Annotated in this window: 10 protein-coding genes; 3 read left to right on the top strand and 7 right to left on the bottom strand. The window is 62.2% G+C overall.

The window, feature by feature from the left end; all coding sequences use genetic code 11:
- The 3 genes from ACTJGZ_RS14265 to ACTJGZ_RS14255 all read right to left on the bottom strand — a co-directional run.
- The coding region (locus tag ACTJGZ_RS14265; protein WP_441663570.1) for a 1-deoxy-D-xylulose-5-phosphate synthase N-terminal domain-containing protein at positions 1 to 512 on the bottom strand (512 nt) is incomplete at its 3' end.
- A 36-nt stretch (positions 513 to 548) separates the two neighbouring features.
- On the bottom strand, positions 549 to 1,445 hold the full coding sequence (locus ACTJGZ_RS14260) for a polyprenyl synthetase family protein (protein ID WP_441663569.1): 897 nt from the start codon (positions 1,443 to 1,445) through the stop codon (positions 549 to 551).
- Positions 1,446 to 1,459: 14 nt separating this feature from the next.
- The gene (locus ACTJGZ_RS14255) at positions 1,460 to 1,753 is read right to left on the bottom strand and encodes an exodeoxyribonuclease VII small subunit (RefSeq protein ID WP_441663568.1); all 294 of its coding nucleotides are present in this window, start codon (positions 1,751 to 1,753) and stop codon (positions 1,460 to 1,462) included.
- 457 nt (positions 1,754 to 2,210) lie between these two features.
- Between ACTJGZ_RS14255 and ACTJGZ_RS14250 the strand changes: the two genes are divergently transcribed.
- Positions 2,211 to 3,359 (top strand): aromatic ring-hydroxylating oxygenase subunit alpha, encoded by a 1,149-nt coding sequence (locus ACTJGZ_RS14250; RefSeq protein WP_441663567.1) that lies wholly within the window; start codon positions 2,211 to 2,213, stop codon positions 3,357 to 3,359.
- A 124-nt stretch (positions 3,360 to 3,483) separates the two neighbouring features.
- Here the strand turns inward: ACTJGZ_RS14250 and ACTJGZ_RS14245 are convergent, their stop codons facing one another.
- The 4 genes from ACTJGZ_RS14245 to ACTJGZ_RS14230 all read right to left on the bottom strand — a co-directional run bounded on the left by ACTJGZ_RS14245 (position 3,484) and on the right by ACTJGZ_RS14230 (position 8,132).
- Entirely contained in the window at positions 3,484 to 3,954 is a 471-nt protein-coding gene (locus ACTJGZ_RS14245; protein WP_441663566.1) for a hypothetical protein, read from the bottom strand.
- 165 nt (positions 3,955 to 4,119) lie between these two features.
- Complete coding sequence (locus ACTJGZ_RS14240) at positions 4,120 to 5,139, bottom strand: putative 2-aminoethylphosphonate ABC transporter substrate-binding protein (RefSeq protein WP_441663565.1); 1,020 nt, start codon at positions 5,137 to 5,139, stop codon at positions 4,120 to 4,122.
- Between the two features lie 89 nt (positions 5,140 to 5,228).
- Positions 5,229 to 6,950 carry a putative 2-aminoethylphosphonate ABC transporter permease subunit gene (locus tag ACTJGZ_RS14235; RefSeq protein WP_441663571.1) on the bottom strand — a complete coding sequence of 574 codons (1,722 nt, stop codon included), beginning with the start codon at positions 6,948 to 6,950 and terminating at the stop codon, positions 5,229 to 5,231.
- A 78-nt stretch (positions 6,951 to 7,028) separates the two neighbouring features.
- Positions 7,029 to 8,132, bottom strand: a complete 1,104-nt coding sequence (locus ACTJGZ_RS14230) for a putative 2-aminoethylphosphonate ABC transporter ATP-binding protein (protein ID WP_441663564.1) — start codon at positions 8,130 to 8,132, stop codon at positions 7,029 to 7,031.
- 201 nt (positions 8,133 to 8,333) lie between these two features.
- Between ACTJGZ_RS14230 and ACTJGZ_RS14225 the strand changes: the two genes are divergently transcribed.
- Together ACTJGZ_RS14225 and ACTJGZ_RS14220 are read left to right on the top strand one after the other, a co-directional pair.
- Positions 8,334 to 9,203 (top strand): LysR substrate-binding domain-containing protein, encoded by an 870-nt coding sequence (locus ACTJGZ_RS14225; protein ID WP_441663563.1) that lies wholly within the window; start codon positions 8,334 to 8,336, stop codon positions 9,201 to 9,203.
- 301 nt (positions 9,204 to 9,504) lie between these two features.
- Positions 9,505 to 11,508, top strand: a complete 2,004-nt coding sequence (locus ACTJGZ_RS14220) for a nucleotide pyrophosphatase (protein ID WP_441663562.1) — start codon at positions 9,505 to 9,507, stop codon at positions 11,506 to 11,508.
- The last annotated feature ends 32 nt before the right edge of the window (positions 11,509 to 11,540 follow it).

The following is an 11,540-nucleotide window of genomic DNA, read 5'->3' as shown; positions in this document are numbered from 1 at the left end:
AGATTGATATCTGGCGTGACGCCCGCATTATTCATGGCTTCAAAAGCCATGCCAGCGCTCATGGCGCCATCACCGATGACGGCAATGTGCTGACGCGACACGCCAGCATTGCGCGAAGCCACTGCCATGCCCAGCGCCGCTGAAATCGAGGTCGATGAGTGCGCGGTGCCGAAAGCATCGTATTCGGATTCGCTACGGCGCGGAAAACCGGAAATCCCGCCCTGCTGCCGCAGGCGCGGCATGCCGGAACGACGGCCCGTCAGGATTTTATGGGCATAGGACTGATGGCCCACATCCCAGATCAGGCGGTCATGCGGAAGATCAAAAACATGGTGCAGGGCAATGGTCAGTTCCACCGTTCCCAGGTTGGACGACAAGTGCCCTCCGGTGTGGGACACGCTGTCCAGCAGAAAGCCCCGCAGCTCTTCCGACAGACGCTTCAGGTCACGCCGCTCCAGGCGCTTGACGTCTGCGGGGGATTCGATACGGTCGAGTAGATCGGTAGTATTCATTGCATTCATTCCGCGATGCACTGGCAGTGCGCCGGCTCAGTATTCCCGCGCGACGATGAAATCCGCCATAGCGGCCAGGTAAACGCCTGTCTCGCCCAAAGGGCGCAGCGCCTGGTGGGCATCATCGCGCAATTGCGCCGCCAGTTCGCGGGCGGCATCCACCCCCATCAGCGACACATAAGTTGGCTTGTTGTCCTGCGCATCCTTGCCTGCCGTCTTGCCCAGGCTGGCGCTATCTGCCGTTACGTCGAGGATATCATCCACGACCTGAAATGCCAGGCCAATGGCCGCTGCATATTTTTCCAGCGCCTGGCGCTGCGGCGAACTGGCGCCTGCCACCACCCCACCCAGCGTCACGCTTGCCGCCAGCAAGGCACCTGTTTTCATGGTGTGCATGCCGCGCAACTGATCCAGGCTCAGGCCATGGCCTGTGCTGTCCAGGTCGATGAACTGGCCGCCTGCCATGCCCAGGCTGCCCGAGGCACGCGCCAGCACCTGCACGGACTGCACAATCAGCGCCGGCGCAATCGGCATCCCGGCCAGGGTTTCAAACGCCAGCGGCTGCAAGGCATCACCCGCCAGCAAGGCTGCCGCCTCACCATACGCCACATGCGTCGTTGGCTTGCCGCGCCGCAAGGTATCGTTATCCATGCAAGGCAAATCATCATGCACCAGCGAATACGCGTGGATCATTTCCACCGCCGCTGCCGCACTTTCCAAAGCCGTCACAATGGCAACGGGCTTGCCCGCCGGCTGGCAGGCATGGCCAGCGGCCAGCACCAGCAAGGCGCGCACGCGCTTGCCGCCGCCCAGCACCGCATAACGCATGGCGCCATGCAAATGCGCAGGAATTTCTTCTTCCTGAGGCAGCAGCGCCCCCAGGCGCCGTTCGACCTGCTCCGCACAGGTCCGCATCCATGCGGGAAAATCCATGGCATTCCTGGCCTTCATCGCTGATCCTCATTCAAAGCGGACGCATCCAGAGGCCGCAGCAATTCGCCTTCGAGTACCTGGATCTGCTGTTCTGCCGCAGCCAGACGCTGCTGGCACACGCGCGACAGCGCAACGCCGCGCTGATAGGACGCCAGAGATTGCTCCAGCGGCAGAGACGCATTTTCCATGGCAGACACCAGGGTTTCCAGCTCGGCCAGCGCGGACTCAAAATCCTGCGGCAGGTCCGCAGCTTGCTGTGCCGCGCCAGCAGCGGCATCGGCCGCATCAGGGCCAAGTTTTCTAGTCATAGGGGGAACAACCATTGCACAATAGGTCCAAGCGCGCATTGTACGGGAACTGGCCCGTCAGGCGCTGAAGTCTGCCAGATACCGCCCTGCCCGCGGCTGCCGCCCTGGGCAGCGGCGGCTGGCCGCCCCGGCACTGCCCAGGGCTGCCGCGCCGGGATCAACCGTCATTTCCCAGTCCCGCCCCGGCGGGCTACAATCAGCCCTTCGACTGGATGACAGGCGCGCGCGGTACGCGGGCGCGTCCAGGTCTGCCTGCATCTTGCCATGATGATATCGCAAGCTAGGCCGGTTTTTTCTTCGTCGCGCCGCCCTCAGGCCCGGCACTTGAGTCTTCGCAGAGGGAACCAGGGCAGCCGATCTGCCCGCTTGCCAGGCCATGCGCCCCTGCCGTGTGACTCGGCAGAGCCTTCCCGGACGCCGACGCAGTGCCATCGCCAGGGCGACAGGAATTTGCAATATGAGCCAAACCCTACTCCTGGCTGCCGAACGCAGCCAGCTGTCCGTCAGCGCCTACTTTGACGAGGCACGCTTCGCCCGTGAGCAGGCCGCCATTTTCAAGAACTCGGCCATCTATGTCGGCCATGAAAAACTGGTGCCTGAACCCGGCGACTGGCGTGCCCTGGCGCAAGAGCGCGGCGGCCGTATTCTGCTGCGCGACCGTGGCGGCGCAGTGTCCTTGCTGTCAAACGTGTGCCGCCACCGCCAGGCTCTCATCCTGGGCGGTTCGGCAGGCAATGTCACGACCGGTGAACCGCGCCAGGGCAGCCTGAAGCAAACCGGCGGCAATCTGGTCTGTCCGCTGCACCGCTGGACGTATAACGACCAGGGCGCCCTCATCGGCGCGCCGCAATTCGAATCCACGCCCTGCGCGAATTTGCAGCGTTTTCCGCTGCAATCCTGCAATGGCCTGCTGTTCGAAGGACCACGCGACCCTGCGACCGATCTCGGCAGATTATTCCAGCGCCCGGAATTCGATTTTTCCGATTATGTGCTGGATCACGTAGAAGTCCACGAATGCAATTACAACTGGAAGACCTTCATTGAGGTCTATCTGGAGGACTACCACGTTGGCCCGTTCCACCCCGGCCTGGGCCATTTCGTCACCTGTGACGACCTCAGCTGGGAGTTTTCGGATTGGTTCAGCCTGCAGCGCGTCGGCGTGCACCAGGCACTGGCCCAGCCCGGCTCGGATGTGTACCGCCAGTGGCATGACAACCTGATGCAATTCCGTGACGGCCAGGAGCCAGACTTCGGCGCGATCTGGGTCACGTATTTCCCGACCCACATGATAGAGCTGTATCCACATGTGCTGGTTCTGTCCACGCTCTACCCGGTCTCGCCGCAGCACACGGTCAATATCGTCGAGTTCTACTATCCCGAAGAAATCGCCGCCTTCGAACGCGAATTTGTCGAAGCCCAGCAGGCCGCCTACATGGAAACGGCCATCGAAGACGATGAAATTGCCGAACGCATGGATGCTGGCCGCCGCGCTTTGATGGAACGCGGCGCCGATGAAACCGGCCCCTACCAGTCCCCCATGGAAGACGGCATGAAGCACTTCCATGAATGGTATCGCCGCATCATGGACGAACCCGCGCCAGGCTGACCTGACCGGCTCGCCCGGACAGAGCTTCGCGGCAGACCAGGACGGCAAAAGGCCTCGCCAGAAAATTTTCTGGCGAGGCCTTTTCATACATGCCATCAATCCTGCGAGGACTCCACAGCAGGGTTCAACGCATGAATCCCAGCTGTCTCAACCTGGACACATACGCCGCATCTGCCATACGTTTATCAGACTCCGCGATGGCATACCGGCATCGCACCCAGAAACGCCCAAGGCCAAACACCAGGCTGGCCCCCAGCAGAATCCAGAGGCCGGTCATGGCATGCATGAGATCCATCCCCATCAGTACCATGCCCGCAATCAAAGCTGCCGCACCATAATAAAAAATCACGGAAAAAACGTGCTGCGCCACAAAAATCCATTTTCCAGCCCGCGACTTCAAAGCCCACTCTGTCACACGCTGGGAATTGTCATTCACGACACCGCATTTTTTACAGATGATAAAGGGCTCCCCGATACTGGAGTAATTACCGACGTATCCGCCTGTGAAACTCTTTTTGCAGGAACCACACTTCTGGTTGATGTAATACCCCATGTCATCCTTCTGGCCAAAATCAGGCACGCTCAGCGGCGCCATTCATCGCGCGGAGCGTAGCATGCAAATATCGTGAAGCCCTGGACCAGTTGCCTGCCGCCCGACAAAAAAGGCCTCGCCAGAAAATTATCTGGCGAGGCCTTTTGCATCTTGCAGTCAGCTGGCGGTGAGAGCGGTACGGATCAGCCCGCCCTTATTCGCCCCTGTTTACTTCTTGGCTTCCGACTTGCCGTCATAGCGGCGTGCCCATTCGGCCAGGATGCGCTCGCGGTTCTCGGCGGCCCAGGCAAAATCATTGTCGATCAGGCGTTCCTGGAAGTTGGCGGGCAGGCCCGGCAGTTCAGCCTTGACGTCCGGGATAGCCAGCACGGCAAAGCCCTTCTTGTAGAGCTCATTGGCTTCGCGCGAAGCAGAGAAGTCGGCCAGTTTCTTGGCCGCATCCAGATTCTTCGTGCCCTTCACAATAGCCATGGCTTCGATTTCCCAGCCCAGGCCTTCTTCCGGCAACACCACTTCCACCGGGGCGCCGTCATCCTTCAGCTTGAGCGCGCGGTATTCGAAGGACACGCCGATCGGGTATTCGCCAGCCGCCGCCAGGTTGCAAGGCTTGGAGCCGGAGTGCGTATAGGTGCCGATATTCTTGTGCAGGGCGTCCATGAACTCCCAGCCTTCCTTCTCGCCGAACATTTGCAGCCAGGCGCTCACGTCCAGGTAGCCGGTGCCCGAGGAATTCGGGTTGGGCATGACGACCATGCCGGCGTAAACCGGGTTGGTCAGATCCTTCCAGGTCTTGGGAACCGGCAGATTGTGCTTGGCGGCTTCAACCGTGTTGAAGCACAGCGCGGCGGCAAAACCGTCCATGCCTACCCACGAAGGCGGATTGGCGCCATCGCGCATTTTGGGAGCGATCTGCTCCAGCCCCTGGGGTGCATAGGCTTCCAGCATGCCCTGGCCAGCCAGCACGCCCAGCGAGGAACCCGCCAGGCCCCAAATGGCGTCAGCCTGGGGACGGTCTTTTTCCGCCAGCAGCTTGGCTGTGATGATGCCAGTGGAATCGCGCACCCACTGGATACGGATGTCGGGATTGGCGGCTTCAAAAGCAGCCTGATAGGCGCGCAGCTGATCGGCTTCAAGTGCGGTGTAAACCGTCAGGGTCACGGGAGCAGCCTGAGCGCCAAAAGCGGCAGCGGCCAGCGCCAGAGCGGCGGAAATGCGGAACTTGGACATGAGGATCTCCGAATACGACTTGCTTGCGGTTGCGCCGCGGCGGCCGGATATCGGCTGCGGCTGAAAAAAAGGAAAAATTCGAAATGGGGTCATGATTCGTCTGCCGGCCGGCGCCAGGCTTGGGTACGCGCCAGGACAGCGCGGCTGGCGCCGTAGAGCAACAGTGAAACGGCAGCGCAGGTCGCCATAATCAGCGTGCACATGGCGGCGGCCGCCCCGGGGAAACCGGCGTCATCCATATTCAGGACAGCCACCGACGCCAGCACGGTATCGGGCCGGTACAGAAACACGACCGCAGATACTGTCGTCATGGCCGACACGAACAGATAGCGGCCGATGTCCAGCGCAGTCGGCAGGCTCATGGGGAACACGACTTTCAATCCGGTGCGCAGCCGCGCCACGCCCAGTGATGCCGACACCGACTCGAACTCCCGGTCGAGCTGCCCCAGGGCGGATGTCGCCGCCAGGTGGGCGCTGGTATAAAAGTGCGCCACCGTACACAGCACCAGTAGTCCCATGGTGCCGTACCAGCCGTTCAGGGGGTTGTTCGGGTGATTGAAAAAGAAGATGTAGCCCAGGCCCAATACCAGCCCCGGCACCGCCATTGGAATCAAGGCTGCCGCATGCAGCACAGCCACGCCCGAGCGCGCCAGCCGGCCCAGGGGGGCTAGCCGTTCCGTGAGCCAGGCACCCAGGAAAACCGTCAAGGTGCCGGCCAGCGCCGTCCAGAAGCCAAGCTGCACACTGTTGCGCCAGGCTAGCCAGCCGCCGCCATCCATATTGCTGAAATCATAGGAACGCAGCGACAGCGACAGGTTGTACGGCCACATACGAATGAACGAGGCCCAGACTGCCGTGCCTGCAATGGCCAGCAGGCCCAGGCAAATCAGAACGGAGAAGGCCAGGAACGCGCTATCGCGCAATCCGGCAGGCTGGGGCTGGTAGGGCTGGATCCGCCCATCCAGAAAGGAATGCTGGTGGCGGCGCAACCAGGTGTCCACGGTGAAGGTCAGCATGGCGGGAATCAGCAGCAACAGGGCAAAAGCCGCCCCGCGCGGGAAATTCTGCTGGCCAACCACGGCTTTATAAACCTCTACCGCCAGCACGCTGTAGTCGCCCCCCACCACCTTGGGCACGCCGAAGTCGGTAATCACCAGCGTGAACGACAGGCAGCAGGCGGCAAAGACGGCATGGCGGGTGCCGGGCAGCGTCACGGTCATGAACGTGCGCAAGGGACCTGCGCCCATGGCGCGCGCGGCATCGTGCAGGCGCCCGTCGGACAGCGACAGGCTGCTGGTCAGCACCATGAGCAAATGCGGAAAAATATAGAAGGCCTCGCCGATCACAATGCCCCAGAAGCCATAGACCGTCCCGGCTCCCAGCCAGTCCCGCAGCAAGCCCTGGTTCCCTGCCAGATAAATCAGCGCGATCCCCGGCAGCAGCGAAGGCGCCAGCAAAGGAATCAGCGCCAGGGAGCGCCACAGCCGCTTGCCAGGCATGCGAGTCTGGGCCAGCCCGTAGGCAAAGGCATAGGCTGCCGGCACTGCTAGCAAGGTTGTCGTCAAGGCCACGGCCATACTGCGCCACAACATGGCGCCGAAGCCAGGAATATCCAGCGCCTGCTGCAGCGGCGCCAGGCCGGCCCAATGGCCGCTGTTGTCCTGCAAGGCCCGTTGCAGCACGGTGCCCACGGGCAAGACCAGCGCAATCAGCATGAAACCCAGCAGCGCCAGCTGCAAGGCGCTCAGGCCCCACATTTCCAGGCGTGCGGATGCCGGTTTGCGGACATAAGGAGCGGGGCTTGCCGGCATAACGGGCTGAGCGTCATGATGCAGCGCGGCGTCTTGCTGGACGCCCGCCCGGATAATGGAAGATCCCACGTGTATTTCCTATGACTCGTAAGCCCGCAAGGCGGCAGGCGCAATACTCAGCCAGCAGCGGCGCGCCGCTGTCCTGGACAGCAAGGCATCCCCTTGCTCGGCATTCACGAAAGCGTGCAGGTCCACGCCCGGCACGCCTTCCAGCGCGAGGCGCAAACGGTATTGGCGCCCCAGGAAAATGCCGTCCTGGATTTCCGCGGCAAAGATGTTGTCACCGGCTGGCAAAGTGCCGCCAGGCAGGATGCGCACCGCTTCGGGACGGGCAAACAAACGGCCGCGCGCCTGTGGCAGGTCATTGGCGGTTTGCGCCGTCCAGCGGCCAATGGTGACGCGCCCGTCGGCCAGACGTTCATAGGGCAGCCAATTGGCTTCGCCGATGAAACCGGCAATAAAGCCCGACACCGGGTGGCGGTACAGCTCGCGCGGCGTGCCGACCTGTTCCAGATTGCCCCGGTTCATGACCGCAATGCGGTCAGCCATGGACATGGCTTCTTCCTGATCATGCGTCACCATGATGGTGGTGACCGACAGGCGGCGCTGCAGGCTGCGCAACTCGCTGCGCAAATGCTCGCGCACCTTGGCATCCAGCGCCGACATGGGCTCATCCAACAGCAAGAGCATGGGCGCGGGCGCCAGGGCACGGGCCAGCGCAACGCGTTGCTGCTGGCCGCCAGACAACTGCCCGGGATACTTCTGTCCCGCACCTGGCAAACCCACCAGATCCAGCATTTCCTCGACCCGGCGGGCCACGGCAGTCCGGTCGCCATGCCGGGAACTGAGCCCGTAAGCCACATTGGCGGCGACAGTCAGATTGGGAAACAGGGCATACGACTGAAATACGATGCCATAGTTGCGTTCCTGCGGCGCCGCCCGGGAGATGTCCCGGCCTACCAGTTGCAAACTGCCCTGATCCTGGCGCGCCAGGCCGGCAATCACACGCAGCAGCGTCGTTTTGCCGCAACCGGACGGCCCCAGCAGACAAAGCATCTCGCCCGCCCTGACATCCAGGGAGACATCGTTAAGCACCCGGGTCGAGCCATAGGACAGGCTGATGTCCCGCAGCGAGAGAAAACTCGGTTGCGGTTCGTTCTGGGAAGAGTTCGGCGTATTCATGAGGGTGCAGTATGGGCAGCCCAGGTGTAAAGAATGTGACATCAGATAGAAATACGCTGATAAGCCCATCGCATTTTTTTCATGCCGCCGGCACGTCCGGCAATCACACAGGAGGAATCTGCCGGGCCAGCGCTACACTGTCTGCCATAACGGCTGCATTCCCGCAGCCCAGGCAACGCCTCCTGGCCTGTTGACACTGACATGCTCATTACGGAACTCAAGTCTTTCTACGCCGTCGCCCGCGCCGGCAATGTCACCCGTGCCGCCCAGCAGCTCGGCGTCAGCCAGCCCACGGTGACCGGCCAGCTCAAATCGCTGGAAGCACGCTACGGCCTGGAACTTTTTTACCGGCGCGGCCGGGCGCTGCAACTCAGCGAAGACGGCAGACGCCTGCTGCCCATGGCGGAACAGCTGGTGCAAAAAGAGCTGGAAATCGCCTTCCATCTGCGTGATGCCAGCGCACTCAGCCATGGCTCGCTGCGCCTGGGGCTGACTGGCCCCTACTATTTGATGCCTGTCATTGCACGCTACCGCGAACAATTCCCCGGCATCTCGCTCAGTCTCAGTGTCGCCAACTCGCAATCCGTGCTGCAGGCGCTGCGCGACTACCAGCTGGAACTGGCCAGCTCCTCAGTGCGCGCGGAAGGGCCGGAACTGCACCGCATCACGCTGGCGCGCGACCGGCTGCGGCTGGCCGTGCGCCGTGACCATCGCCTGGCCCGCCGCGATAGCGTGCAGCTTGCCGACATCAAACCGGAAACGCTGCTGCAGCGCGAACCCGGCTCCATGACGCGCAAGGTTTCCGAGCGTCTGCTGGAACGCGCCGGGGTGCAACCGGCGGAGATACTGGAAATCGCCAACCGCGAAGCCATCATTCAAGCCGTGGTGCATGGCCTGGGCTGCTGCCTGATCCCCGCGCATGAGGCCCCGCCGCACCCGGAACTGGTCTGCCTGGATATCACCGACGCGGATATCCAGACGGAAGAGTATGTGTATTGCCTGAAAGAACGTATGCAGGTGGAAAGCATCGCCCGCTTTCTGGCATTGATTACGCCGCTGCCCGAACCCTGAAACACCCGCCGGCACAGACACAGGCGCAGGCACAGGCGCAGGCACAGGCGCAGGCACAGGCGGCGCGGCAGTCTGGCGCGTACCGTTGTTTTTTGACGACAACAACCTCTCGCGCCCTGCCATCTCGCTTATATTCGATTTTTCTAAATTTTTGTAAAAGCATTGCCTTAGCGTCAACCTAACAAAATCCCGATCAGATGATCGGGATTTTTGTTTGTCCGGTCATGGGGGTTTCATCCCCGGCAGCGAGCATGGCTCCCGGTACAGGCCTGATCGGGTCTGTGATTGGAGATGAGAAGAAATGCCCCTCGCACATATGAAGAAGCTGGTTTCCTGCCTGGTCGCTGCGTTTGCCCTGGCCGGCTGCGGTTCCAGCAATGATTCTGACCCGAGCCAGCCCACGGAACCGGAAAAACCCCAGGAACCCCGTCAAGCCAAGACCCTGCTCATAGGCATGGATGGTGTCCGCTACGATGCCCTGCAATCCGGCATCAGCCAGAATCGCCTGCCCAATCTGGCCTCGCTCTCCCTGAGCCGTGCCTGGACTGGCGGCGCCCTGGAAACCGGCACCCAACAAGCGACGCTGCTCACACCGGGCTGGGCCACGCTGCTGACTGGCTCCTGGGCGCCTGTGCACGAGGTACGATCGGATGCCCTGAACCAGCAAAGCCGTGCCGCCACCCTGTTTGAACAAGTCAAAGCCACGCTGCCGGCCAGCAAGACGGGGGGCGCCATCCATAGTGCCAGCCTGGCCAGCCTGCTGAGCGCCGAACGTGATGCCGGTTACCTCGACGCGCTCACGGACTGCGTGCAAATCGACACCTGTGTGACCGACGCAGCGGGCAAAATGGTCGCTTCCGGCTATGACGTCGTTCTGGCGCAATACGCTGCCCCGCTGCACAATCTGCGCGGCCCGGCCAACAGCGCCACCTACCAGGCCACCGTCGAGCAAACCGACAAGGCGCTGGGCCAGCTGCTTGAAGCCGTCCGCGAGCGCCAGCGCCAGCACGGCAATGAAGACTGGCAAATCATCGTGACCAGCGCAGCCGGTCTGGGCGATGGCGGCAGCTACGACGGCCTGCCGCGCACCAGCAGCAAGACGACGTTCTACGCCAGCAATCTGCCTGCCATGCTGGGCGCCAATGACGCCGCTGTGGATATGAGCGCTGCCTGGGACAGCCAATGGGAAGTCCTGCCCTCCGCCGCTGACCTGGCCCCGACTGTCCTGGCCCACTTGGATGCCACGGCCGGCCTGCCCGCGCTGTCCGGCAACGACCTGGCCGCCGCAGGCGCCCTGCGCCGCCCGCGCGCCATCGCCGCGGAAGATTACAAGAGCATCACGCTTTCCTGGACCACGGTAGGCGACTCTGTCGGTGACCTTGCCATCTGGCGTGACGGCAGCCTGCTTGCCACCCTGCCTGCCGGCACCACCGAATATACCGACGATAGCTTCGCGTTTGAAGAAGACGGCGTGCACACCCTGCGCTATGAAATCCGTGCCGCCGGCAGCGCGCTGTCGGCCAGCGCCCAGATTCCGTACACCAAGCCGGTACTGCTGCAGCCTAGCCTCAAAACAGGCGTCATGGTGTACTACGCGTTTGACCAGAATACCCATGATGTCGGCGGCCAGACCCGCATTGTGGCTTTCGACGGCGTGCAGCAGCCTGTCTTCCTGGATGACGGCCCCTTTGGCAAGGCATTCCGCGTGGAGCGCCTGGACCGCCGCAACGAAAACATCAATGTGGGCGGCTACAAGCTCGAATACCCGGCAGGCAGCCTGAATGACCTCGACGCCATCACCATCGGCCTGTGGTATCGCTCCAAGGGCGACGCCGACGACAAGCCCATCGTCGCCAACAAGGACTACAACAGCGGCGGCAACCCCGGTATCACCATCGCCCAATGGAATGGCAACGAAGTCCGCTTCAATATCGGCAGCGGCAGCGGCAACCGCGCCGACCTGAATGGCTTCTTCTTCACGCCGAACGAATGGGCCTACCTGATACTCAGCATCGACAAAACCAACAAGAAAATGACGGCCGCCGTCATGGACCCCACCAATGGCCTGAGCATGCGCTCCACCAGCACCGGCTCGGTTGATCTGTCCAAACTGGCGGGTGTCCTCGGCGCGCATTTCGGCCTGAACGAAGACGGCAATGGCACTTACAACGTGCTGGGCAGCTACGACAGAGGCGCCTACACCATGGACTTCTCCGACCTCACGTTCTGGGGCCGCGCCCTGAGCGAAGAAGAAATTCGCTCCCTGGCGCTGTCCGGCAAATCCGTGCGTGAACTCCTGCAATAAAGCGAGCAACGATCATGATTTTTTCCTCCCCT

Origin of the sequence: Kerstersia sp. (assembly GCF_052103615.1) — a bacterium.
Lineage (GTDB): Bacteria > Pseudomonadota > Gammaproteobacteria > Burkholderiales > Burkholderiaceae_B > Kerstersia.
The sequence above is the reverse complement of the archived record's forward strand: the minus strand, read 5'-3'. Positions and strand labels throughout refer to the sequence as shown.

What these genes read in the sequence shown, in the direction of transcription:
- ACTJGZ_RS14230 (WP_441663564.1), bottom strand. Translation starts at nt 8,132, where the DNA reads ATGAATACGCCGAACTCTTCCCAGAACGAACCGCAACCGAGTTTTCTC.
- ACTJGZ_RS14245 (WP_441663566.1), bottom strand. Translation starts at nt 3,954, where the DNA reads ATGGCGCCGCTGAGCGTGCCTGATTTTGGCCAGAAGGATGACATGGGG.
- ACTJGZ_RS14240 (WP_441663565.1), bottom strand. Translation starts at nt 5,139, where the DNA reads ATGTCCAAGTTCCGCATTTCCGCCGCTCTGGCGCTGGCCGCTGCCGCT.
- ACTJGZ_RS14220 (WP_441663562.1), top strand. Translation starts at nt 9,505, where the DNA reads ATGCCCCTCGCACATATGAAGAAGCTGGTTTCCTGCCTGGTCGCTGCG.
- ACTJGZ_RS14235 (WP_441663571.1), bottom strand. Translation starts at nt 6,950, where the DNA reads ATGCCGGCAAGCCCCGCTCCTTATGTCCGCAAACCGGCATCCGCACGC.
- ACTJGZ_RS14250 (WP_441663567.1), top strand. Translation starts at nt 2,211, where the DNA reads ATGAGCCAAACCCTACTCCTGGCTGCCGAACGCAGCCAGCTGTCCGTC.
- ACTJGZ_RS14255 (WP_441663568.1), bottom strand. Translation starts at nt 1,753, where the DNA reads ATGACTAGAAAACTTGGCCCTGATGCGGCCGATGCCGCTGCTGGCGCG.
- ACTJGZ_RS14225 (WP_441663563.1), top strand. Translation starts at nt 8,334, where the DNA reads ATGCTCATTACGGAACTCAAGTCTTTCTACGCCGTCGCCCGCGCCGGC.
- ACTJGZ_RS14260 (WP_441663569.1), bottom strand. Translation starts at nt 1,445, where the DNA reads ATGGATTTTCCCGCATGGATGCGGACCTGTGCGGAGCAGGTCGAACGG.